Source organism: Sorangium sp. So ce131 (genome assembly GCF_051519095.1).
In the GTDB taxonomy this organism is placed as follows: Bacteria; Myxococcota_A; Polyangia; order Polyangiales; family Polyangiaceae; genus Sorangium.
In genome coordinates this window covers 7,673,313-7,696,674 of the sequence record NZ_CP150455.1, presented here as the reverse complement: position 1 = coordinate 7,696,674, position 23,362 = coordinate 7,673,313, and the positions used below count along the sequence as shown (strand labels likewise).

General features: G+C 72.2%; 14 protein-coding genes. 8 read left to right on the top strand and 6 right to left on the bottom strand.

The features are described from left to right. Window positions 1–109: 109 nt before the first annotated feature. Window positions 110–7,111, bottom strand: coding sequence for a thrombospondin type 3 repeat-containing protein (locus WMF43_RS28040; RefSeq protein ID WP_437669144.1), 7,002 nt, complete (start codon window positions 7,109–7,111; stop codon window positions 110–112). 268 nt (window positions 7,112–7,379) lie between these two features. Continuing rightward, window positions 7,380–9,557 (bottom strand): thrombospondin type 3 repeat-containing protein, encoded by a 2,178-nt coding sequence (locus WMF43_RS28035; protein ID WP_437669142.1) that lies wholly within the window; start codon window positions 9,555–9,557, stop codon window positions 7,380–7,382. A 499-nt stretch (window positions 9,558–10,056) separates the two neighbouring features. On the opposite strand from WMF43_RS28035, the gene WMF43_RS28030 reads away from it, so the two are divergent. Continuing rightward, entirely contained in the window at window positions 10,057–10,593 is a 537-nt protein-coding gene (locus WMF43_RS28030; RefSeq protein ID WP_437669140.1) for an FHA domain-containing protein, read from the top strand. A gap of 12 nt (window positions 10,594–10,605) precedes the next feature. Here the strand turns inward: WMF43_RS28030 and WMF43_RS28025 are convergent, their stop codons facing one another. Together WMF43_RS28025 and WMF43_RS28020 are read right to left on the bottom strand one after the other, a co-directional pair. Next, entirely contained in the window at window positions 10,606–11,640 is a 1,035-nt protein-coding gene (locus WMF43_RS28025) for a DUF7309 domain-containing protein (RefSeq protein ID WP_437669138.1), read from the bottom strand. An 8-nt stretch (window positions 11,641–11,648) separates the two neighbouring features. Next, the gene (locus WMF43_RS28020) at window positions 11,649–12,437 is read right to left on the bottom strand and encodes a hypothetical protein (RefSeq protein ID WP_437669136.1); all 789 of its coding nucleotides are present in this window, start codon (window positions 12,435–12,437) and stop codon (window positions 11,649–11,651) included. Between the two features lie 298 nt (window positions 12,438–12,735). On the opposite strand from WMF43_RS28020, the gene WMF43_RS28015 reads away from it, so the two are divergent. Both WMF43_RS28015 and WMF43_RS28010 read left to right on the top strand, forming a co-directional pair. Beyond that, window positions 12,736–13,908, top strand: a complete 1,173-nt coding sequence (locus tag WMF43_RS28015; protein WP_437669134.1) for a hypothetical protein — start codon at window positions 12,736–12,738, stop codon at window positions 13,906–13,908. 28 nt (window positions 13,909–13,936) lie between these two features. Beyond that, on the top strand, window positions 13,937–15,436 hold the full coding sequence (locus WMF43_RS28010) for a hypothetical protein (protein WP_437669133.1): 1,500 nt from the start codon (window positions 13,937–13,939) through the stop codon (window positions 15,434–15,436). Here the strand turns inward: WMF43_RS28010 and WMF43_RS28005 are convergent. After that, a complete protein-coding gene (locus WMF43_RS28005) occupies window positions 15,397–17,001 on the bottom strand; it encodes a ferritin-like domain-containing protein (protein ID WP_437669131.1) in 1,605 nt (534 codons plus the stop codon). The genes WMF43_RS28010 and WMF43_RS28005 overlap by 40 nt on opposite strands. 467 nt (window positions 17,002–17,468) lie before the next feature. On the opposite strand from WMF43_RS28005, the gene WMF43_RS28000 reads away from it, so the two are divergent. From WMF43_RS28000 to WMF43_RS27990, 3 genes are all read left to right on the top strand, one after another. Then, entirely contained in the window at window positions 17,469–18,683 is a 1,215-nt protein-coding gene (locus WMF43_RS28000) for a C10 family peptidase (protein ID WP_437669129.1), read from the top strand. Window positions 18,684–18,933: 250 nt separating this feature from the next. Then, window positions 18,934–19,545: a GNAT family N-acetyltransferase gene (locus WMF43_RS27995; protein WP_437669127.1), complete on the top strand. Its 612-nt coding sequence runs from the start codon at window positions 18,934–18,936 to the stop codon at window positions 19,543–19,545. Window positions 19,546–19,778: 233 nt separating this feature from the next. Next, a complete protein-coding gene (locus tag WMF43_RS27990) occupies window positions 19,779–21,191 on the top strand; it encodes a B12-binding domain-containing radical SAM protein (RefSeq protein ID WP_437669125.1) in 1,413 nt (470 codons plus the stop codon). Between the two features lie 177 nt (window positions 21,192–21,368). Here WMF43_RS27990 and WMF43_RS27985 read toward each other — a convergent pair whose 3' ends face one another. Beyond that, complete coding sequence (locus tag WMF43_RS27985) at window positions 21,369–22,058, bottom strand: hypothetical protein (RefSeq protein ID WP_437669123.1); 690 nt, start codon at window positions 22,056–22,058, stop codon at window positions 21,369–21,371. Window positions 22,059–22,071: 13 nt separating this feature from the next. Between WMF43_RS27985 and WMF43_RS27980 the strand changes: the two genes are divergently transcribed. Continuing rightward, the gene (locus WMF43_RS27980; protein ID WP_437669121.1) at window positions 22,072–22,965 is read left to right on the top strand and encodes a glycoside hydrolase family 5 protein; all 894 of its coding nucleotides are present in this window, start codon (window positions 22,072–22,074) and stop codon (window positions 22,963–22,965) included. Between the two features lie 167 nt (window positions 22,966–23,132). Further along, window positions 23,133–23,354, top strand: coding sequence for a DNA-binding protein (locus WMF43_RS27975; RefSeq protein WP_437669119.1), 222 nt, complete (start codon window positions 23,133–23,135; stop codon window positions 23,352–23,354). The last annotated feature ends 8 nt before the right edge of the window (window positions 23,355–23,362 follow it).

The following is a 23,362-nucleotide window of genomic DNA, read 5'->3' as shown; positions in this document are numbered from 1 at the left end:
GCCGAAAAATGGGAGTTGCCGCGGGGGTGTCCGTTTCGCGCGGCGCGCGATGGGATCGGCGGCGGCCGGCGCGTGGAGGGGCCGGCCGCCGGTGGTGGAGGGGAGGGGCTCAGTACGGCGTGAAGCAGACCGCGAGCCGGGGACGATCGCCCTCGGCGTGGTGCTCGCTGGTGCGGTAGGCGGTGCGCGCGGCGGCGTCCTCTTCGAGGAGGAAGCCGTGGTTGGGATACGCGCCGTCCACCCACGCCTGGACGAGGGCGGTGAGGTCCAGGGTGCTCGCGCCGTGCGGGACGCCGATCATGGTCGCCTCGACCTCCGGCGCGTAGCTCCCGGCGAAGCTCCTCCAGGTGACCTTCGCCTCGTCCCACGCAGCGGTGATGCGGTGCGCGCGGATGGTCTGCGCGCCCGAGCTCACGGCCGTGGTCGTGAACGAGGCCGACGTCACCGTGGCGCCGGGCGGGATGGCGTCGAGCGCGAACCGGAACAGCGCGTGTTTGGTGAATCCGCCGCTGCTGCCCGAGTGGACGTACGCCATGTCGCCCTCGTTGTACCGCGGGTAGGCCGCCCAGACGCTCGTGTCGGCGACCTCGCCGGAGAGGCCGCGCTGGAAGGTGAGGCACACCGGATCGCAGGCGTCGCCCGCGCCGTCCGCGTCGCTGTCCTCCTGGGCGGGGTTACTGTCCTCGGGGCAGTTGTCGGCGTCGTCGCAGGCGCCGTCCGCGTCGGCGTCCGCGCACGCAACACACGTCGCGGTGCAGCCGTCGCCGTCGACGAGGTTGCCGTCGTCGCAGGCCTCGCCGGGGTCGAGCGCGCCGTCGCCGCAGGCGGGGGCGGCGGCGCCGCTCGCGTAGGCGAAGACGAACGTGTTCGGCGCGCCGAGGTCCGCTCCTCCGGGCGCGTCCGGCTGAGCGAGCGAGTACGCCTCGGCGCCGACCGCCGCGAGCGCGGCGAGCGCGTCGGCCTCGCTCCCGGCCGCGCCGTAGAACACCCGGAAGACGTGGGCGTCGCCGGGCTCGAGCGCGCCGAAGTCGAAGTCGAACAGCGCGCCGAGGTCGGCGGGGCCCGCGTCCGTCACCGGGCCGGGGCGCGAGCCGGTGAAGCGGAAGGGATCGGCGCTGCTCCAGCTGCCGGCGTCGGTCCGGAAGAGCTCGGGGACGCCGCCCGGATCGATCGTGACGAGCTCCCGCGAGAGGGCGGGAGAGAGGCTCCAGTCCATCACGCGGCGATACCGCAGGTCGGCGGCGCTCTCGCCGGTGTTCTCGATGGTCACCACGATCTCGTAGAGCGCGGGGGTCGCGGCGGACGGGCGGTAATCGTGGGTGACGCGGAGCGCGCCGCCGATCTGGACGGTGGAGACCGCGCTGTCCGGCGTCGCCGAGAAGCCGACGCGCTGGAGCGTGTACGGCGCGCCGTCGACGCCGCGGTTCGCGTAGCCGGAGAGCCAGGTCGCGGCGTCGCCCGCGCCCCAGCCCTCGGAGAGCGACCACGCGCCGAGGCCGGCGTTGCCCGTGGGCATGTAGCGCAGGCCCATGGTGCCGATCCGGAGCGGGTCGCCCGCGAACGGCACGTTGAGGTGGCCCTCGCAGTTCACGCCCAGCTGGACCGTGCCGTTGTCGATGATCGCGCCGCAGGACGCGTCGCACACGTCGCCGGCGCCGTCGCTGTCGGTGTCCCGCTGGTCCGGGTTGGCGTCGTAGGCGCAGTTGTCCTCCGGGTCGCAGACGGTGTCCCAGTCGGAGTCCCCCGTGCCCGTCAGGAAGCACGGGTCGCAGGCGTCGCCGACGCCGTTGTGATCGCTGTCGCTCTGGTCGGGGTTCGGCGTCGTTGCGCAGCTGTCGCAGAGGTCGCCCGCGCCGTCGGCGTCGCCGTCTTCCTGCCCGGGATTGACGAAGTAAACGCAGTTGTCCTCCCCATTGCAGAGGCCGTCGCCGTCGGAGTCCCAGTACCCGGCGCCCGAGCAGTAGTCGCAGACGTCGCCGACGCCGTCGGCGTCGCGGTCCTCCTGGCCCCGGTTGGGGTCGTAGCGGCAGTTGTCGCTGACGTCGCAGTGGCCGTCGTGGTCGGAGTCGGCGATCCCCGTGGCCCAGCAGACGTCGCAGGCATCGCCGATGCCGTCGTAATTGCTGTCGAGCTGAACCAGGTTGGGCGCGTCCGGGCAGTTGTCGCAGGCGTCGCCGAGGCCGTCGGCGTCGCTGTCCACCTGATCCGGGTTGGAGACGTCGTGGCAGTTGTCCACGTCGCTACAGATCGCGTCGCCGTCGTGGTCCCAGCCGCCCGCCCCCCAGCAGTAGTCGCAGAGATCGCCTGTGCCGTCGGCGTCGCTGTCCTCCTGGCCCGGGTTGTGGTCGTAGACGCAGTTGTCCGCGTCCTCGCAGAGGCCGTCGCTGTCGGAGTCCCAGTTCCATGCGCCCACGCAGGGGTCGCAGGCGTCGCCGTACCCGTCGGCGTCGCTGTCCTCCTGGCCCGCGTTGGGATTGTAAATGCAGTTGTCGATGTCGTCGCAGCGGCCATCGCGGTCGTAATCGCCGCCGCCGGCGGCCCAGCAGGCGTCGCAGGCGTCGCCGATGCCGTTGTAGTTGCTGTCGCGCTGGTCCGGGTTGGCCGCGGTCGGGCAGTTGTCGCAGGCGTCGCCTACGCCGTCCGCGTCGCCGTCCACCTGGCCCGGGTTGGTGACGTAAGCGCAGTTGTCCGCGGCGCCGCAGAGGGCGTCGCCGTCCTGGTCCCAGTCGCCGGCGGCCCAGCAGGCGTCGCAGGCGTCGCCGATGCCGTTGTAGTCGCTGTCGAGCTGGTCAGCATTCTCCGCGCCCGGGCAGTTGTCGCAGGCGTCGCCGAGGCCGTCGGTGTCCGCGTCCGCCTGGTCCGGGTTGACGGCGTAAGAGCAGTTGTCCTCGAGGTCGCAGAGGCCGTCGCCGTCGTAGTCCCAGGGGCCGGCGCCCACGCAGTCATCACAAGCGTCGCCGTACCCGTCGGCGTCGGCGTCCGCCTGGTCCACGTTGGCGGCGCCGCCGCAGTTGTCCTCGAGGTCGCAAAGGCCGTCGCCGTCGTGGTCCCAGGCGCCGGGCCCCGGGCATTCGTCGCAGCGGTCGCCGATGCCGTCGCCGTCGCCGTCTTCCTGGCCCGGGTTGTAGCCGTAGGTGCAGTTGTCCCTGTCCTCGCAGAGGCCGTCGCCGTCGTCGTCCCACGGCGAGTGCCCCGCGCAGGGGTCGCAGGCGTCGCCGCGGCCGTCCGCGTCGCTGTCCTCCTGGCCCGGGTTGGGATTGTAAAGGCAGTTGTCGATATCGTCGCAGCGGCCATCGCGGTCATAATCGCCGATGCCAGCGGCCGAGCAGGCGTCGCAGGCGTCGCCGAGGCCGTTGTAGTCGCTGTCGCGCTGGTCCGGGTTGGCCGCGCTCGGGCAGTTGTCGCAGAGATCGCCCACGCCGTCGCCGTCGCCGTCCTCCTGGCCCGGGTTGGTGTAGTAAGCGCAATTGTCCGCGGCGCCGCAGAGGCCGTCGGCGTCCTGGTCCCAGTCGCCGGCGGCCCAGCAGGCGTCGCAGGCGTCGCCGATGCCGTTGTAGTCGCTGTCGAACTGGTCGGGGTTCACCGCGCCGGGGCAGTTGTCGCAGGTGTCGCCTGCGCCGTCGGCGTCCGCGTCCGCCTGGTCCGGGTTGACGGTGTAGGCGCAGTTGTCCTCGAGGTCGCAGAGGCCGTCGTTGTCATGGTCCCTGAAGCCGGCGCCCAGGCACGCATCGCAGGCGTCGCCGAACCCGTCGGCGTCCGCGTCCGCCTGGTCCGGGTTGGCGGCGTAGGCGCAGTTGTCCTCGAGGTCGCAGCGCGCGTCGCCGTCGTAGTCCGATTCGCCGTTGCCTGCGCAGAAATCGCACGCGTCGCCGGAGCCGTCGGCGTCGGCGTCTTCCTGGCCCGGGTTGGGAACGTAATAGCAGTTGTCCCGGTCCGCGCAGAGGCCGTCGCCGTCCTCATCCCAGTTCGTGTTCCCCGCGCAGGGGTCGCAGGCGTCGCCGAGCTCGTCGGCGTCGGCGTCCTCCTGTCCCGGGTTGGGACTGTAAAGGCAGTTGTCCTCGTCGTCGCAGCGGCCGTCGCTGTCGTAGTCCCAGCCGCCCGACGCCCAGCAGCGGTCGCAGGCGTCGCCGATCCCGTTGTAGTTGCTGTCGCTCTGGTCCGGGTTGGCCGCGCTCGGGCAGTTGTCGCAGGCGTCGCCGAGGCCGTCGGCGTCGCGGTCCTCCTGGCCGGGGTTGGGGACGAAGGCGCAGTTGTCCGCCGAGGTGCACGCGCCGTCGTTGTCGTAGTCCCAGTCGCCAGCGTTCCAGCAGGCGTCGCAGGCGTCGCCGACGCCGTTGTTGTTGCTGTCGACTTGGTCCGGGTTCGCGAGGTCCGCGCAGTTGTCGCAGGCGTCGCCGATCCCGTCCGCGTCGGTGTCCTCCTGGCCCGGGTTGGGGACGTAAACGCAGCTGTCCGCGAGATCGCAGGCGCCGTCGCCGTCGTAGTCCCACGCGCCCGCGCCCGCGCAGGTATCGCAGGCGTCGCCGAAGCCGTCGGCGTCGGCGTCTTCCTGGCCCGGGTTGGGGATGTAATAGCAGTTGTCCTCGAGATCGCAGCGGCCGTCGCCCTCGTAGTCGTCGGCGCCGGCGCCGGCGCAGGTGTCGCAGGCGTCGCCGATGGCGTCCGCGTCGGCGTCCTCCTGGCCCGGGTTGTAGACGAAGGAGCAGTTGTCGGCGCTGTCGCAGATCCCGTCGCCGTCGTAGTCCCAGTCGCCGGAGAGCCAGCAGGCGTCGCAGGCGTCGCCGATGCCGTTGTGGTCGCTGTCGCGCTGGTCCGGGTTCGCGACATGCGCGCAGTTGTCGCAGGCGTCGCCGGCGCCGTCCGCGTCGCCGTCCTCCTGGCCCGGGTTGTAGGCGGGATAGCAGTTGTCCGCGTAGTTGCAGGCGCCGTCGCCGTCGTCGTCGGCGTAACCCTCGGTCCAGCACGTGTCGCAGGCGTTGCCGCGCCCGTTGTAGTTGCTGTCGTGCTGGTCCGGGTTGGGCACGCTCCGGCAGTTGTCGCACGCGTCGCCGACCCCATCGGCGTCGGTGTCCTCCTGTCCCGGGTTGGTCGAATCCGGGCAGTTGTCGCGCTGGTCGCAGAGGCCGTCGCGGTCGTCGTCCCAGCCGCCCGGGCCCACGCAGTGGTCGCAGGCATCGCCGATTCCATCGGCGTCGGTGTCCTCCTGCCCGGGGTTTTCGCTGTAGGTGCAGTTGTCGCCCTCGTCGCAGTGGCCGTCGCCGTCGTAGTCCCCGGCGCCTGCGCCCGAGCAGCTGTCGCACGCGTCGCCGTAGCCGTCCGCGTCCGCGTCGTCCTGCGTGGGGTTATAGACGTCGTAGCAGTTGTCTCTCTCGTCGCAGAGGTGGTCGCCGTCGTAGTCCCAGGTTCCTGGGCCCCTGCACGGGTCACACGCGTCCCCGGACCCGTCGGCGTCGCTGTCCTCCTGGCCCGGGTTGTGGTTGTAATAACAGTTGTCGACCTCATCGCAGAGGCCGTCGCCGTCGGAGTCCCAGGTGCCCTGGCCGGGGCAGCCGTCACACACGTCGCCGAAGCCGTCCGCGTCGACGTCCTCCTGGCCCGGGTTGTGGCTGTAATAGCAATTGTCGCCCTCGTCGCAGACGCCGTCGCCGTCCTGATCCCAGACGCCAGGGCCGACGCAGGTGTCGCAGCGGTCCCCGCGGCCGTCGGCGTCGCCGTCCTCCTGCTGCGGGTTGCGATCGTGATCGCAGTTGTCGCTGTCGTCGCAGACGCCGTCGCCGTCGTAATCCCAGCCGCCCGACGCCCAGCAGGCGTCGCAGGCGTCGCCCGTCAGGTTCCAGTTGCTGTCGCTCTGGTCGGGGTTGTACGCGCCCGGGCAGTTGTCGCACACGTCGCCGATGCGGTCGCCGTCGGCGTCCTCCTGCCCCGGGTTGCGGGCGTCAGGGCAGCTGTCGCTCTCGTTGCAGACGCCGTCGCCGTCGTAGTCCGATCCGCCCGACGCCCAGCAGGCATCGCAGAGGTCGCCGATGCGGTTGTAATTGAGGTCGCTCTGGTCGGGGTTGTGCGCCTCAGGGCAGTTGTCGCAGGCGTCGCCGAAGCCGTCGGCGTCGCCGTCCTCCTGCCCCGGATTGTGGCTGTAGTAGCAGTTGTCCTCGTCGTCGCAGAGCCCGTCGTTGTCCTGGTCCCAGGCGCCCTCGCCGGCGCAGCCGTCACAGAGGTCGCCGAAGCCGTCGGCGTCGGCGTCCTCCTGCCCTGGGTTGTAATAGTACGTGCAGTTGTCGCTCCCGTCGCAGCGGCCGTCGCGGTCCCAGTCCCAGGGGCCTGCGCCGAAGCACGGGTCGCAGGCGTCGCCCACGCCGTCTGCGTCGGCGTCCTCCTGGCCGGGGTTCACGTTGTAAATGCAGTTGTCGCTCCCGTCGCAGCGGCCGTCGCGGTCCCAGTCGGCGCCGCTCGCGCAGGCGTCGCAGGCGTCGCCCACGCCGTCACGGTCGCTGTCGCGCTGGTCGGGGTTGGGCGTGCCCGGGCAGTTGTCGCAGGCGTCGCCGCGGCCGTCGCCGTCGCTGTCCTCCTGCCCGGCGTTCGCTGCGCCGCTACAGTTGTCGCACCCGCCGCCGACGCCCGCCACGATCCCGTCGCCGTCGAGGTCGGCCTCGCCCACGGAGGCCTCGAAGCTGAACCCCTCTTCGACACACAGGTCGCGGTCGGCGCAGAGCTGGCCCGGGCCCCCCGGCCGCGCGTCGAAGACGCAGGCCGTCTGCGCGCCCTCCGGCGCCTCGACGTCGACCCGGACGAACCCCCACGCGACCTCGGCGCCGTCGACCGCCTCCACGCGGACGTCGTTGCACTGCGACGGGTCGAGCAGCGCGAGCACCGCGGGATCCGTGTACCTCGCGACGAGGGGCGTCTCGTTGCACACGCACTCGTTGGTGCTCGGCGCCGTGTCGATGTACGTCCCGCCCACGTACAGCGCGAAGCCGCCGGGCGGATACGCGCAGTCCGCGTGGTTGATCGTGAACGTGACGGCCTCCGGCGCCGCGTGGGCCGGTTTGAGGCACAAAAGCACCGTGAGCAGGCCAAAAAGCGGCGCGAGGCCGGCTTTGCCGCGAACGAGCATGTTCTCTCCTGGGTTCACATCCCGCGGCAGACCTCACCCGGATGGCTGGCGACGCCGAGCCCAGGTCGAGGATCTCCTCGAGTGTAATTGTCCCGTGTGCCTGGGCGCCTCTCCGGCGTCAACGGGAAAGAAGGGAGGCTGCGTTATGTATGGGATCTGAGTCGACTCTCGATGATCTCGCGCACGATTCCGACGCTCGCGGCCAGCCTGGCCCCGGCGTCGCGGAGGGGAGCGCCGCGGCGGCTCGGGGCGTGGCGGAGGGAGAGGCTCAGTACGGGGTGAAGCAGACCGCGAGCCGGGGGCGATCGCTCGCGACGGGGTGCTCGCTGGTGCGGTAGGCGGTGCGCGCGCCGGCGTCCTCTTCGAGGAGGAAGCCGTGGTTGGGATGCGCGCCGTCCACCCACGCCTGGACGAGGGCGGTGAGGTCCAGGGTGCTCGCGCCGTAGGGGATTCCGGTCATGGCCGCCTCGATCCCCGGAGCGTAGCTGCCGGCGAAGCGCCTCCAGGTGACCGTCGCCTCGTCCCAGGGGGCGGTGACGCGGTGCGCGCGGATGGTCTGCGCCCCCGAGCTCGTGGCGAACGCCGTAAACGAGGCGGACGTGACCGTCGCGCCGGGCGGGATGGCGTCGAGCGCGAAGCGGAACAGCGCCTGTTTGACGAAGCCCTGGCTGAGCCCCGAGTGGGCGTACGTCTGCTCACCCTGGTTGTAATCCGGGTAGGCCGCCCAGACGGTCGCGTCGGCGACGTCGCCGGAGAGGCCGCGCTGGAGGGTCACGCACACCGGCTCGCACGTGTCGCCGCAGGGGGGCTCGTCGCACGCATCGCCGACGCCGTCGAGGTCGCTGTCGGTCTGGTCGTAGTTCGCCACGCCCGGGCAGTTGTCGCAGGCGTCGCCGAGGCCGTCGGCGTCGCGGTCCTCCTGCCCGGGGTTGAAGGCGCCGCCGCAGTTGTCGAGTTCGCCGCAGAGGCCGTCGCCGTCCCCGTAGTCCCAGTCGCCGGGGCCCACGCAGTAATCGCAATGTGTGCCGATCCCGTCGCCGTCCCCGTCGTCCTGCCACGGGTTCGGCGTGAAGAAGCAGTTGTCCACGTCGTCGCAGACGCCGTCGCCGTCGTAGTCCCCCCGGCCCGCGACCATGCAGGGCTCGCAGGCGTCGGGCGCGCCGTTCCAGTTGTAGTCGATCCCGCTCTGATCGGTGTTCGGCACGCTCGGGCAGATGTCGCAGGCGTCGCCGTAGCCGTCGGCGTCGGCGTCCTCCTGACCCGGGTTGTGGAGGGGGACGCAATTGTCACTCTCGTCGCAGGCGCGGTCGCCGTCGTAGTCCTCGCGGCCCGTCGCCCAGCACACGTCGCACGCGTCGCCGACGCCGTTTCCGTCGCTGTCCCGCTCGTCGGGGTTCTGCGTGTCCGGGCAGCTGTCGCAGGCGTCGCCCACGCCGTCGGCGTCTCTGTCCTCCTGACCCGGGTTCGGGGTACCGAAGCAGCTGTCGTCCCGGTCGCAGAGGCCGTCGCCGTCGTAGTCCCCGTCGCCGGCGCCGACGCACCGGTCGCAGGCGTCGCCGTAGCCGTCGCCGTCGCTGTCCTCCTGCGCCGGGTTGCCGCTAGAGCTGCAGTTGTCCTCGCCGTCGCAGAGGCCGTCGCCGTCGTAGTCCCAGGCGCCTTCGCCCACGCACGTGTCGCAAGCGTCGCCCACGCCGTCGGCGTCGCCGTCTCCTTGCCCGGGATTGACGGCGTACCAGCAGTTGTCCGCGAGGTCGCAGACGCCGTCGCCGTCCTGGTCCGTCACCCCGGGGGCCAGGCATTCACACGCGTCGCCGCGGCCGTTATGGTTCCTGTCGCGCTGATCGGGGTTGTGCACGTCGGGGCAGTTGTCGCAGGCGTCCCCGACCCCGTCGCCGTCGCCGTCCTCCTGCCCGGGGTTCGCGTCGTGACCGCAGCTGTCGCAGCCGCTGCCGATCCCCCACGCGACCCCGTCGCCGTCGGTGTCGGCCCCGCCGACCGCCGGCAGGAAGGTGTACCCCTCGCACACGTTCTGCGCGCCGCAGCGGTCGCCGCCAGAGGCCCAGGCCCGCGCGTCGAAGAGACAGGCCGTCTCCGCGCCCTCCGGCGAATCGACGTCGACCCGCACGTACGCCCACCCGATCTCCGCCCCGCCGGCCGCCTCGACGCGGAAGTCGACGCACTGCGACGGGTCGAGCAGCGCGAGCACCGCGGGATCGGTGTACGTGGCGACGAGGGGCGTGTCGTTGCAGACGCACGCGTTCGTGCTCGGCACCGTGCCGATGTGCGCGCCGCCCACGAACAGCGCAAATCCGCCGACGGGCTCGCAGTTGATGTGGCCGATCGTGAACGTGACAGACTCCGGCGCCGCGTGCGCCGGCTCCAGACGACAAAGAACCGCGAGCACGCCGAAGAGCGGCGCGAGTCCCGCCTTGCCGCGACCAAACATGGTCCCTCCTGAGTTCACACCTGGCGGCAGACCCCATCTCGAGGCCCGCGATGGCAAGCCCAGGTCATGAGATCTCCTCGGGTGCGATGATTTCATTGCGCATGGTCGACTCGGCGCGTCAATCGGAAAGCGCCCACGTCGTGCCATGTGCGCGATTTCGATCCTCGCGCCCCTCGCGCTGCTGTCGCGCGCTCGCCGCCCCGTGCGCGCCCCGTGCGCGCCCCGTGCGCGCCCCGTGCGCGCCCCGTGCGCCGGCGTCGCCGCGAGACGTCCGCTGTCGCCGCGCGCCGGGGGGGACGAGCGCCGGGTGTGACGCGCGACGACGGTGTGGTCGGCGCGGCGCCGCGATGTTCCGTCCTCGGGACGCCATGGCCGACGGCGATCTCGTGATGGATTGAGGTATAAGGGCCTATCGGGTCCCCGTCGCGCCGGCGCAGCGCCGCTCGGCCGGGCCCGCCGCGCTCGAGCGGAACGGCCCAGACCACGAGAAGACCACGTCATGTTGACCTTCGCGACCCTGTCCGCGCAGTGCCGGGCGATCTCCCAGGCGGCGTTCGAGCGGAGATACCCCCACACCTGGCTGGTCCGGGAGCTCGGCCCCGAGGATCAACCCCCGCCGTCGTTCAAGACCGTCTTCGCCGGCACCTCGCCCGGCGCGAGCGTCCACACGTCGGCGAGCCGCCATCGGATCTCGTCCGCCATGAACGCGGCCTCGCGCCAGTGCGAGCTCTTGCCGGTGATCAAGCGCCCGGAGAGCCCCTGGCAGGATCGCATCCTCGTCGGACGCGCGCTGAACAGCGATATCGTCCTCCGCGACCCGTCCGTGTCCAAGGTCCACGCCCACATCTCGGTCCAGGGCGCGACCACGGCGATGATCCACGCGCGGAAGAGCACCAACGGCACGTTCCTGAACGACCGGCCGCTCGAGCCGCTCTCGGACGGCGTGGCCCTCCGCAGCGGCGACGTCCTCCGCTTCGGCAACGTCGTCTGCGAGTTCCTCCTGAGCGGCGATCTCTACCGGCTCGTCGCCCGCTGAGGGCGCGCCCGGTCAGCTGCGCCCCGGGTGGGGCGCGCGGAACAGCACCTCCACCGGGCCGGCGTGGGTCGAGACGACGCAGCTCACCTCCACCGGGTCGCCGCCGCGGAAGGCCTTCGCGAGCTCCTTGCGCCGCTTCATCAGCTCGACGAGGCCGAGCGCGAGCGCCTCGGAGGCCGTGAGCTCCCGCGGCGTCGGCTTGCGGCCGATGAGGTCCTCGTCGACCATCGCGAGCGTGGGGTAGGCGTCCGGCCCGGCCAGCTCCCACCGCTGCTCGGCGACCTCGGCGCGCAGGGCGGGGTGCAGGTCGTCCGCGCGGTCGAAGCTCAGCGAGAAGAAGCCCGCCGGCAGCGACGCGGGGGGCTTGCCCTCAAGCTTCTCGATCTCCTCGAGGTAGAGCTCGAACCCCCGCGCGCCCTCGAAGAGGAGCACGCCGTGGCCCTGGCCGGCCTGCCCGACGACGCAGAGCGCGAGGTCGCGCGCGCCGAGCGACGGCATCGACAGGGCCATGACGTCGGCGTCGCTCGGCACGGCCTTCCACGGCGCCGCCCGGTAGAGCGCGGCCGCCGCGCGGAAGAACGACGCCATGGCATCCGCCTCGATGCCGCCCCCGAGGAAGCTCGGCGGCGGCCGGCCGTCCCGCTCGCCGAGGTGCGCCTCCAGGTCCTCGGCCACGGCGTCGATCTCCGGCGTCGGCGCGACGCGCACCTCGATCGCCGGGTCGATCCGCGCGCGGAGCGCGTCGGCGAGCGCGGGCGACGCCACGCGCACGCGCCGGGGCAGGCGCGGCTCGCCCTCCATGGGCTCGCGGGCGGCGGCCTCGAAGCTGTCGACCGCGCCCGCCACGGCGTCGCCCGGGCGGAGCGCGACGCAGCCGAGGACGGCGCCCCGCTCGGTCATCCAGACGACCGCCTCGGGCCGGTACGCCTCGTCGCCCTCGTGGACGAAGGTGCGGAGGGAGAAGAAGCCGCCGATCCACGCCTCGTCCGGGCGGGGCCTGGCAGGCGCGCTCTTGGTGGGCCGCTTCTTCTTCTTCGGGGCGGGCATGGGGGACTCTACTCGCTCGCCGGGCGGCCGTTCCGCTCTTTCTTTTGCAGCGACGGGGCGATGAGCTCGGCGTCGCCCTCGTCCCAGCGCAGGTAGGTCACCGCGCGCCGCGTCTGCTCGTAGGCGCGCACGAACAGCGCCACGGCGCGCGCGCGGCGGTCGGCGGCGACGGCGTCGGAGCCCGGGTCTGCGCCGTGGTGCTGGCGCACGCCGAGCGCCGCGAGCAGCTTCGGCCCGAGCTCTCCGGCGCGCTTCACCTCGTCCTCGGTCGCCCCCGTCCTGCCCGCGATCTCCGGCCAGTTGTGGTTGAACAGCGCCGACAGGGCGACGAGATCGTTCGCGGTGTCGACGTGGCCCTCGCCGGCGCGGATGTCGTCGACGGCGTCCTTATCGAACAGCCCGCGCCGGGCGAGATCGTCGGCGTCGTCGAGCAGGCTCGCGCGCAGCGCGACCGCCTCGTCGAGCAGCGGCTTCACCTCGTGGCCCGGGCCCGACTCGGGCAGCGCGAGCAGGTGCGCGTACCAGGCGGCGAGCGCGTAGAGCTCCAGCTTGTCGAGCAGCGCGATCTTGTGCTCGGGCAGCTGCTTCACGATCGCCGGGCGCAGCGCCGTGAGGCCCGGCAGCGCGCCGAGCACCAGCGCGACCGCGCGCGGCAGGTCGATCGCGATCGGCGCGAGCGCGGCGGCGCTCAGCTCCCCGAGCTCGGGCGCGATCCGGTTGAACGCGGCGGCCGCCCGGGGCGGCGCCGCGGGCCTCTTCGGCGAAGGCTTCCTGGGCGGGGTGGTGGACTTGATCATGCGGGCGCGCCCTCTCTTCCGGCTCCCGTCGCCGCGGCGCGCCAGCGCGCCGCGTCCGCGCGCCAGGATAGAGGGGAGTCGGCCCGCGGCAAACACGTCTCGCGCGCCTCGCGGGGTGGAGCGGGGTGGAGCGGGGTGGACATGGCCGGCCGCGGCCGGCGCCGGCGTCCGCCCTGCGGGCAGCGGCTCCGGCGCGGCGCCTTTCGCCTGGCGATCCCCGCGGTGCCCTGTTATCGGTCGTCGCGGTCCAGCGCGGGGCGTGACACCGCTGCTGCTCGCCGACCGTCCAGGGGACTCGATGCCTGAAGAGACCAGCAGAGGATCCTGCCGCTCTCCCGCGCCGCGCAGCGCCCGCCCCGCGGCGCGGCGGCGCCTCGGGCGCGCCGCGCTCGGGCTCCTCGGCGCGCTGGCCGCCTCGGCGCCGGCGGTCGCGGTCCGGGCCCAGCCGACCCCCGCGGCCCCGGCCCAGCCGACCTCTGCGGCTCCGGTCCGGCCGACCTCTGCGGCTCCGGTCCGGCCGACCCCCGCGGTGCGCGCCGACGCCGACCTGCTGCGCCGGCAGGCGCAGGAGCTCTTGGCGAGCGGTCGCCCCGAGGCGGCCTGTCCGAAGCTCGAGGAGAGCGATCGGCTGGTCCCGTCGGCCGGGACGAAGCTCGAGCTCGCGCGGTGCCACGAGAGCACGGGCCGCCTCGCGAGCGCGTGGGCCCTCTACACCGACGTCGCCGCGGCCGAGGCGGCGGGCGGCGACGCGAAGCGGGGCGCGGAGGCGCGCGCGCGCTCGGCGGCGGTGGCCGAGCGGCTCCCGGCGCTCACGATCAGCGTGTCGGGCGAGGTGAAGGAGCTGCCGGGGTTCGAGGTGACGATCGACGGCGACCCGGCGCGGCGCCTCGGCGAGCCCCAGCCGGTCGCGCCGGGGAGGCGCCTGGTCACCGCGACCGCGCCCGGCAGGCGCACCTTCACGCGCGAGGTCGAGGTGAGCCGGCCGGGCGAGCGCGTCGCGGTCGAGATCGCAGCGCTCGCGCCGGCCGAGGGCGCCAGCGAGGGGGCGCCGGAGCCCGCGCCGGCAGCGTCCGGCAGCGTCCGGCGGCGCTGGCCGGCGCCGGACCGATCGCGGCCGGATCCGATCCACCGCAACCTGATGTGGGTCACGGGCGGGCTCACGCTGGCGGGCGTCGCGCTCGGGACCACGTTCGGGGTGCTCGCGATCACCACCTGGGACAAGGTGGAGGACGCGTCGGCGGGCTGCGACAACCCGGCGCGTTACCGGGGCTGTCCGCAGCGGGTCCACGACCTGTCCAGCAGGGCGATGTCCTACTCGACCGTCTCCGATTTCTCGTTCATCGCCGCGGGCGCGGCGCTCGCCGGCACCGCCGTCCTCTGGCTGACGTTGCCGGAGGCCGCTCCGCGCGCGAGCGCTCGCGTCGAGATCGCGCCGGGGGTCTTCGGCGGATCGGTCCTTGGGGTGTTCTGATCACCGTCCTCGGGGTGTCGTGATGCAGATGAGGTTCGAACGGCGCTGCGCGCGGCTCTCGCTGGCGAGCGCCCTTGTCGTGGCGAGCGGCGCGGGCTGCGCCGAGATCGCCGGCCTTCAGTACATCGGCGAGGAGGAGACCGGCGAGGGCGCGTTCAGCGGCCCCGGCTACACGTGCCAGTGGGCGATGTCCTTCGGCGACGCCGACACCCGGCTCGGCGGGATCGCGGCCGATCGCGACGGCACGTTGTGGCTTTCGGGCGGCTTCAAGGGCGACATCGACGTCGCCGGGGGCGAGGAGCTCAGGGCCGGGGGCGACAGCGAGGACGTCTTCGTCGCGCACCTGGCGCGGGACGGGAACCACCTCTGGAGCAAGCGCTTCGGGAACGCCCAGAACGACAGCGGGACCCACGTCCATCGGGCCACCTCGATCGCGCTGGGCGGCGCCGCCGTGTACGTGGCGGGCGATTTCACGGGCAGCCTGTCCTTCGGCGGAGGCTGCGGGTTGCCCGACGAGGCGGGCGCCGAGGAGACGTTCCTGGCGAGGATCGACAAGAACGATCCCGGCGGGGTCGCGACCTGCGTGACGCGCGGCTCCGGCGAGCTGGACCACGCGGGCGGCGTCGCCGTGGACGGCAACCGCGTCGTCGTCCTGACGTCGCTCCAGGGCGGGGCGAACCTGGGCCTGTCCAGCTACGACGCGCAGACGCTGGAGGGCCCCTGCGACGCCGTCTTCCCGGGCCTCATGGGCGCGCGCTTCGAGCCGTTCGCGCTGCGGGTGCTCTCCGGCGAGGCGTTCGTCGCCTCCGGGTTCGAGGGCCGGGTCCGGCTCGGGTTCCCGGGGTCCCAGGAGCTTCTGCCGCCCGGCGGGGGGCCGGCGCAGGGGACCGACGCCTTCGTGGCCGCGTTTCCGTCCGCCTGGATCTGCGATGCCTCCGTCGGCGAGGGCGCGCAGCTCCGGGTCCAGCACTACGCGTCGCTCCCGGGCGATCAGCGCGTCGCGTCCGTCGCGCCGCACGGCGCCGGCAGTTACCTGGTCGGCTCGTTCGAGGGAGAGATCGACCTCGGCGGCGCCGAAGGGCAGCCTATTTCCAGTGGTGATGGAATAGACGGGTTCCTTGTCTCGCTGGACGAGGCGGGCGCGGTGAGGTGGGCGCACCACGTCGATGGCGGCGCGGTGCGCTGGGCGCAGACCGTCGACTCCGGCGCCGCCGATCAGGTCGATGAGGTCGTCGTCGCCGGGCAGTTCCAGGAGCGGCTGGGGCTCGGCGGGGACGTCCCGCCGCTGCGCGGCGAGGCCGGGGGCGAGGACTCCTTCCTTGCGCGCTTCCGGGGCGAGGACGGCGAGCTGGAGTGGCTCGGCGGGTTCAGCGGCCCGGGAGACCAGGAGATCCAGGCGCTCGCCGTCTTCGGGACCGACGTGTTCGTCGCGGGCTCCTCCAGCGCAACGTTCAAGCTCCTGAACTGCACGGTGGAGCGCGAGAAAGGTCAGCTCTTCGTCGCGAAGCTCTCGATCTCGTCGCGCTGAGGCGCGCCGGGCCGGGGCGCGTCGCCCCCGGCGGCCGATCGCGGGCCGCGGAGATCGCCGGGCAGCGGCGCGCGCGCGAGCAGCGCCCGCGCGCACGGCGCGACGACCTGGGCGAGCGCGCGCTCGCGGATCTCGCGCCGCTGCCGTGGCGAGAGCACGCCGAAGCCGAGCGTGCCGGCGGCGTCGCCGCGATCGTCGTCAGGCGCGTCGGGCGCGGCGGGGGCGCGCTGCGCGGCGGCGGCGAGCTCGTCGGCGACGACGCCCGCGAGGGCCGGATCGCGGTCGATCATCCAGGCGGCGAACCGGAACGCGAGCTCGGCGTGGCGCGTCTCGTCCTCGGCGATCTTCTCGAGGGCGCTCCGGACCGCGGGATCGGTCGCGTGGAGGGCGGCCTCGGCCGCCTCGATCGCGGCGACGGTCTCGCCGATGCACCCCTCGCGGACGGCGGTCACGAGGATGGCGCGCGGGTCTGCGCCGCCGAGCGCGCCGTCGATGGAGAGCGGCCCCGGGCCGACGTCGCGGCCGGCGAACGCGCTCGCCAGCGCGAAGCAGAGGCGCGCGTGCTCGGTCTCGTCGCCCATGGCGGCCTGCGCGGCGGCGACGAGCTCCGGCGGCGCGCCGAGCGAGAGCAGCTGGAGGGCGAAGCGGGCGAACGCGGCGATGGATGCGTGCTCGAGGAGCGCGGCGCGTGTCCAGTGGGCGGCGAGCGCGGCGCGCTGCGTGTCCGAGAGCACGTCCTGGCGAGGCGACCCCGGGAGCGCGGCCGCCGGCGCGCGCCAGTCGCCGCGCGCCGCGGTCCCGGCGGTGCGCTCGACGCCGTCCACGAGGAACGGCCGGCCGATCACGCAGAGCGGCTCCGTGCAGGTGTGGCGCAGGCCCTCCAGCGAGCATTGCTCGTCGCCGGGGCAGTCCGCGTCGACGGCGCACTCGTCGGCGGGCGTCTGGCAGGCGAAGCCGATCCCGTCGCAGCCGGGGTTCAGGACGTAGCTGGAGCAGAGCAGGCGGCCGCAGTCGTCGTCGCTGGTGCACGAGGAGATCACGCATTGCCCGACGGGATCGCCGCACAGGCAGATCTGCCCCGCGCCGCAGTCCGCGTCGGTCGTACACCCGTAGTGGCAGAAGCACCCCGGGAGCACCTCGCCTCCGGTGGAGGTGGCGCAGTAGCCGTTCGGCTGGTCGGTGCAGTCCGCGTCGCTCTTGCAATTCCCCTCGCCGCCGAGCGGGTCCTCGCACGACTCGGCGCGCGGGAGCGGGCTCGGGCAGGCGACGACCTCCGCGCGGTGCAGCCAGCCGCCGGCGCAGCGCACGTACCCCGTGTTCTGGCCCGCGATGACGACGGGCTCGGGATCGTCGCAGAAGAAATCGAACGCCTCGGAGGAGCCGGTCCCCGTGCTTCCTCCGGAGCCCGTGCCCCCTCCGGAGGCGGAAGAGGAGGTGGTGGTGCTGCCCGAGCCTCCACCCGGGCCGCCGTCCGTCACCTCGACGTCGCAGCCCATGACCGGCGTGATCGCCAGCACCGAGAGGAGCCTCGCAGTCCAAGAGTCGATCGAGACGAGCAAGCGCATGGATTCACCTCGCGCGGAGATCCTAGCCCGGATCCACGCTCCCGTCGCCACGTCACCTCGTCGCCGGCGCCACGGGTGGACGACGTGGACCTGGTGCTGCGCCCTCGCCCTCGAGACCAGCGGCGCGGAGGAGATACCGTGATTGGGCGGGGGCGTCGCGCCCTGGTCAGCCCGGCTCACCGCCGCGGCAGAGGGCAGCCGAGTCCGCTGGAGCGGACTCCGTCGCCGCGGACCGGGTCCGCTCCAGCAGACGACGACGGAGGCCACCTGCGACCGCGCGAGGCGCGGGCGGAGCGGGGCCGTGCGGAGACGCCGCTCTCGCGGACCGCGACGGCGACGAACGGCGATTGCGCAGCCGGTCAATGCCGTATGGCACATGCGTTGCTGAAGCCACGAATCGAACGACTCGATAGAGCTCCGGAGAGCTCGATGGATATCGAGCGGATTCGAGGGGAAGCATCATGAACATGCGCAACGTTGGACAGCGAAGGTCATTTCTTTACTCCCTGACGGCCCTCGTGCTCCTGCACGTGGGCTGCGCGGCCGAGCCGATCGAGCTGGTCGAGCTTGGCGACCGTGAGGATGGCGAGGACACGACGGCGCGCGACGAGGTCCTCGGCGCCGACCCCGACCTGATCCCGATGGAGGAGGCCAGCGGCTTGGCGGCGGGGTTCCTCGCCAGAAAGGCCGCTGCGAGCCGGGGTCGGCAGGTTGCCGAGAGCCATGTGGAGCGCGACGGCGACGTGCCCGTGCTCTACGTCTTCAACTTCACGGAAGGCGGCTTTGCCGTCGTGTCCGCGGACAGGCGGCAACCCCCGATCCTCGCTTACGCAGAGGAGGGCGCGTTCGACATGGCAGCGCTCAGGGAGGCGGCGCTGCCCGGAGGGGTGGCCGAGTGGATGGACCACGCCAGGGAGAGCACCCGCGGCCTCAGGAGCGGGACGCTCGCGGCTCCGTCGTCTCACGAGCCGCCTGAGCGCCTCACCGATGACGTCACCCAGGGGCTCGTCGTCGGCGGCGGTCCTGGGTGCACGGACTATTACGAGTATTCGAAGTTGTTGAACGTCCAGACACGGTGGCACCAGGGCTGCGGTTACAACGACGAGGCTCCGACAGCCAGCGGCGGGCCGTGCGGCCGCGCCTGGGCGGGGTGCGTGGCGGTGGCCATGGGGCAGATCATGAAGTACCATCGATATCCTGGCGGCTACGACTGGGCGGCCATGCCCGACTCCAGTGGCTCCGCGGAGACCTCCCGCTTGCTGCGGAGCGTCGGCGATCGCGTGGGCATGCATTACGGCGCGAGCGGCTCGGGAGCCTCCATGTCGGACGTCGACGACGCGCTGGAGGATCTAGGGTACTCCACCTCTGCGCGGCTCGTCGATTTCAGCTTCTCGACGGTGAAGCAAGAGATCGACGCCAACAGACCGGTGATCATGTCCGGCACCAGAGACTGTGACTTCTTGGGATTCCCGACCTGCGGCGGCCACGCGTGGGTCGTGGACGGGTACGAGGAGAACTATTACTGCGAGACCCGTTACTTGTATCAGTACCTGCACGTCAACTGGGGCTGGAAGGGCGAAGGGGCCAGCAGCTACGATGGCTGGTATCACCCCTACAGGCTGAACCCTGGCGGTGCGAACTACAATTATCACCAGGAGTTGATCGTCGGCATCGCCCCGTGATCCGGTCGCGGCGGCAGGATGATGTACTGGTTCAAAGCGCCCAGGGTCATCGAGGAGTTCGAGCGCATGCGCGCTCATTACGTGCAGTTCATACAGGCCAGCTTCACCTCAACGCGGGAGAGCCCCGAGGAGTGATCCAGCATGAGCACGACCGACGACGACGGGACGCCCTCTCTCGACTCCCGGCGGGTAACTTGACAAGCAGCCCCCTCGGGTAAAATGTACCCGCCCCATCCAAGAAGGACATTGCATGCTCTGGCCGGAACCCGTCACCTTGCGCGGGCGCCATGCAGCGCTCGAGCCGCTTGCTCACGCTTACCACGATGATCTCGTCGACGCCGTGCGCGACGGCGAGCTGTGGGATCTTTGGTACACCTACATCCCGCGCCCTGAAGGCATGCGCGACGAGATCGAGCGTCGGTTGTCCCTTCAGCGCTCCGGTTCGATGCTGCCGTTCGTCGTGATCGATGCGCGGAGCGGCCGCGCGGTCGGCATGACCACGTACATGGACATCGACGCAGCCAATCGACGCGTGGAGATCGGCTCGACGTGGTACCGCAAGAGCGTGCAGCGCACCGCGCTCAACACCGAATGCAAGCTGCTGCTGTTGCAACACGCGTTCGAGGCGCTGGAGTGCATCGCGGTGGAGTTCCGGACGCATTTCTTCAACCAGCAGAGCCGGCGCGCGATCGAGCGCCTGGGCGCGAAGCTCGATGGCGTCTTGCGCAGCCATCGTCGCGCGTCTGACGGCACGCTGCGCGACACGTGCGTGTACAGCATCATCGCTTCGGAGTGGCCGACGGTGCGCAGCCACCTCAACCATCAGCTCTCGAAAGCTCGCGAGCCGACGCCCGCACGTTGAGCCGTCGGCGTCGTTATCCCGGCAGGGAGCCTCTGGCTCCCGGGACGTTCGCTTCCTCGGCTCCCGCACGCGCGCATCACCGTCCCTCCACGATAGCTCCTCCCGCTCCTGGAATCCGCGTGGGCCGCCTTCCGTTACGCTGAGCGCGCCTCATCGGACTCCGTCCGCCCGCGGACCCACGTCGTCATCTCGCGGGCCGGTCCGAGGAGGCGCATCACCCCGAGGAGGTGCTCATGAAGGTGAGGATTGTCGTGAGTTACGTCCCCCGTTATCGCAGGGGGCACCACTTCCACTTCGTCCCTCCGGTCACCGGGATCCACCTCGCGGCGATCACCCCGCCGGAGCACGAGGTCGAGCTCTTCCACGAGCAGGTGCGCCCCGTCCCCGTCGACGCCGCGCCGGACGTGGTCGCGCTCTCGTTCTTCTCCGGCTTCGCGCGGCGCGCCTACACGCTCGCCGATCAGTACCGCGCGCTCGGCGTGCGCGTCGTCGCTGGCGGGCCGCACGTTTCGTACTGGATCGAAGAGGCGCTGGAGCACGTGGACGTGGTGGTCACCGGGGAGGCCGAGGCCGTCTGGCCCACGGTCCTGCGCGATCTCGCGCGAGGCACACACCGGCGCGTCTACCACGGCGAGCCGACCTCGCTCGCCGGGCTGCCGACCCCTCGCTACGATCTGCTCGAGCGCCGCTTCCTCGTCCCCCGCGTGCTCCAGGCGACGCGCGGCTGCCCGTTCACGTGCAGCTTCTGCACGGTGCCCGACCTCAACCCCGGCTTCCGCGTGCGCCCCGTCGACGAGGTGATCCGCGACATCGCCACCACGCATTTCCCCCACTTCTGGCAGGAGAAGGTCGCCTGGTTCTGGGACGACAACCTGCTCGTCCACCGCCGCTGGGCCAAGGAGCTCCTGCGCGAGCTCGCCGGGCTCGACCGCTGGTGGCTCACGCAGGCTTCGATCGATATCGTCAAGGACCGGGAGCTACTCGACGCGATGGAGCGGTCCGGCTGCATCGGCATCTTCCTCGGCATCGAGAGCCTCGACGAGGCCGATCTGAAGAGCGTCGACAAGCGCCAGAACCGCGTGCGCGAGTACCGCGAGGCCATCCGCAAGCTGCACGATCGCGGGATCTGCGTGATGGCAGGCTTCATCTCCGGCTTCGACGATCAGACGCCGGAGGTCATCGCCGCCACGGCCGGTCGGCTGAACGAGATCGGCGTCGACGTGCCGTTCCTGAGCATCCTCACGCCGTTCCGGGGCACGCCGCTGTACGACGAGCACCTGCGGGACGGGCGGATCCTGGAAGAGCGCGACTGGCCCCATTACAGCGGCTACGGGGTCGCCTTCCGGCCGGCGCGCATGTCCCCGGAGCAGCTCCTCGCCGCCCACCGGCAGATGTGGAATCGCGCCTTCAGCCCCGCGGCGGTGCTCGAGCGCCTCGCGCGCGGCGCGCGGTCCCTGAGCCGCGGCGCGATGATGCTGTCGGCGACGATGAACGGCTTTTACGGCCTGAAGCAGGTCACCGGCAACGAGCCGGCCGCGCCGCCGCTCGAGCCGCGAGGGGCGATCCGGCACCCCGCGCCCGGGGACGCCCCGGCCCGGCTCTCGCGCCTCGGCCTTAAGCGGGCGGAGGTCGCAGAGCGTCCGTAAACCTGCCCCCGCGCGCCAGCAAAGCTGACCCCCCGAGTTTCTCCTTCACCCTCCGCGCCGGGCCTGCTATGCAGCGGACCCGCCTTCTTCTTCACATTCACACGATGCCTGAACTTGACTCCCCTTGGGCGATGCCAGGCGCATCGACCGGGAGCTTCACTTGGAGAGCACGATGGGTCACGGCTTGACTACGGAGTCCTTTGCTCGGTCGCGGTGGTCGCGCGTCTTCATGCACCTCGCGTTGCCGGCGATGATGCTGCTCGGATGTGATGGCTCGCCCGGGGATTCGTCGTCGGGCGGCGGCGACGCGAACCCGTCCACGTCGACGTCCCAGGCGAGCGGCGGCACGTCGACCTCAGCCGCGATATCCACCTCGGCGTCGTCGGGGAGCGGCGGTGACGGCGGCGCGGGCGGCAGCGGCGGCGCAGGTGGCGCGGGCGGCAGCGGCGGCGCGGGCGGCAGCGGCGGCGCGGGCGGCAGCGGCGGCGCGGGCGGCAGCGGCGGCGCGGGCGGCAGCGAGGCGTCGACGTCGGCCGTGAGCTCCACCGCGAGCGGGACGGGCGGTGACGGCGGCGGCGACGCATCGACGTCGACCGTGAGCTCCACCGCGAGCGGGACGGGCGGCGACGCATCGACGTCGGCCGTGAGCTCCACCGCGAGCGGTGCGAGCGGCAGCGGCGGCGCGAGCGGCACCGGCGGCAGCGACGTATCGGCGTCGGCCGTGAGCTCCACCGCAAGCGGCGCGAGCGGCAGCGGCGGCGCGAGCGGCACCGGCGGCGCGAGCGGCAGCGGCGGCAGCGACGTATCGGTGTCGGCCGTGGCCAGCAGCTCGAGCGCGACGACCTCGACCGGGGCCGGGGGAGCCACGGGGGGGACGCCCGTGGAGGAGCATGGCCGCCTGCAGGTGACGGGCAACCGGGTCGTCGACGAGCACGGGGCAGAGCTCCAGCTCAGGGGCATGAGCCTGTTCTGGAGCGTCTGGGAGGGAGAGAAGTTCTACAACACCTCCGCCGTCAACACGCTCGTGGACGGCTGGGATGTGAGCATCATCCGCGCCGCGATGGCCGTCAACACCTCGGGGGTCGGCTACGTCCGCAACCCGGACGCGGAGAAGCGCAAGGTCAAGACGATCGTCGACGCCGCCATCGCCCGGGGGATCTACGTGATCGTGGACTGGCACGATCACGAGGCGATCGCCAACAAGGAGGCGGCGAAGCGCTTCTTCCGGGAGATGGCGGCGGAGTACGGCGGCCAGCCCGGCGTGATCTTCGAGATCTTCAACGAGCCGGACCACGAGAGCTGGGATCAGGTGAAGGCGTACGCGGAGGAGTTGATCGGAGAGATCCGCCGCGCCGGCTCCGAGAACCTCGTGATCGTCGGGACGCCGACGTGGTCGCAGGACGTGGACGTGGCCGCCAGGAACCCGATCAGGAGTTATTCGAACATCGCCTACACGCTGCACTTCTACGCCGCCACGCACCAGGAGTCGCTGCGCACCAAGGCGCGGAACGCGCTGGCCGCGGGCCTCCCGCTGTTCGTGACCGAGTGGGGCACCTGCACCGCCAGCGGGGACGGCGCGCTGAACCTCGGCGAGGCGCAGACCTGGCTCAACTTCCTGAGCAGCAACAACATCAGCTGGCTCAACTGGTCGATCGTCGACAAGCCCGAGAGCTGCGCCGCGCTCAGGGAAGGGGCGAGCTCGGGCGGCCCCTGGTCGGACGGCCAGCTGACCGAATCGGGGCGGTGGGTCAAAGAGAAGCTGCAGGCGCCCTGAGACGCACGGCGCCCCCCGGCGCTGCTCCCCGATCTCGCGCGCTGGGCGGCGTGCCGCCTTGTACGGCGGCCGCCGCCTTGGCAACCTGGTGCGCGGTCTGAAGAGGGCGAGGGCCGCCGGAGCGTGACGCCAGCGCGGCCGGCGGCGACGGACCCGAGGGGACGCGCATGCCGAGCAGAACGAAGGAACAACCAGAGCCCGCGCTGCCGAAGGGCATCGGGAAGCCAGCGACGCGGGCGCTCGCCGCCGTCGGCGTCTCCCGCCTGGAGCAGCTCACGCGGTTCACGGAGGCCGCGCTGCTGGCGATCCATGGCGTGGGGCCGAAGGCGGTCGGGATCCTCAAGGCTGCCCTGGGCGCGCAGGGGAAGTCGCTCGCAGAGGACGAGTAGATACAGCG

What these genes read in the sequence shown, in the direction of transcription:
- WMF43_RS28005 (WP_437669131.1), bottom strand. Translation starts at nt 17,001, where the DNA reads ATGCGCTTGCTCGTCTCGATCGACTCTTGGACTGCGAGGCTCCTCTCG.
- WMF43_RS28020 (WP_437669136.1), bottom strand. Translation starts at nt 12,437, where the DNA reads ATGATCAAGTCCACCACCCCGCCCAGGAAGCCTTCGCCGAAGAGGCCC.
- WMF43_RS27975 (WP_437669119.1), top strand. Translation starts at nt 23,133, where the DNA reads ATGCCGAGCAGAACGAAGGAACAACCAGAGCCCGCGCTGCCGAAGGGC.
- WMF43_RS28030 (WP_437669140.1), top strand. Translation starts at nt 10,057, where the DNA reads ATGTTGACCTTCGCGACCCTGTCCGCGCAGTGCCGGGCGATCTCCCAG.
- WMF43_RS28010 (WP_437669133.1), top strand. Translation starts at nt 13,937, where the DNA reads ATGAGGTTCGAACGGCGCTGCGCGCGGCTCTCGCTGGCGAGCGCCCTT.
- WMF43_RS27995 (WP_437669127.1), top strand. Translation starts at nt 18,934, where the DNA reads ATGCTCTGGCCGGAACCCGTCACCTTGCGCGGGCGCCATGCAGCGCTC.
- WMF43_RS28000 (WP_437669129.1), top strand. Translation starts at nt 17,469, where the DNA reads ATGCGCAACGTTGGACAGCGAAGGTCATTTCTTTACTCCCTGACGGCC.
- WMF43_RS28025 (WP_437669138.1), bottom strand. Translation starts at nt 11,640, where the DNA reads ATGCCCGCCCCGAAGAAGAAGAAGCGGCCCACCAAGAGCGCGCCTGCC.
- WMF43_RS27990 (WP_437669125.1), top strand. Translation starts at nt 19,779, where the DNA reads ATGAAGGTGAGGATTGTCGTGAGTTACGTCCCCCGTTATCGCAGGGGG.
- WMF43_RS28035 (WP_437669142.1), bottom strand. Translation starts at nt 9,557, where the DNA reads ATGTTTGGTCGCGGCAAGGCGGGACTCGCGCCGCTCTTCGGCGTGCTC.
- WMF43_RS28015 (WP_437669134.1), top strand. Translation starts at nt 12,736, where the DNA reads ATGCCTGAAGAGACCAGCAGAGGATCCTGCCGCTCTCCCGCGCCGCGC.
- WMF43_RS28040 (WP_437669144.1), bottom strand. Translation starts at nt 7,111, where the DNA reads ATGCTCGTTCGCGGCAAAGCCGGCCTCGCGCCGCTTTTTGGCCTGCTC.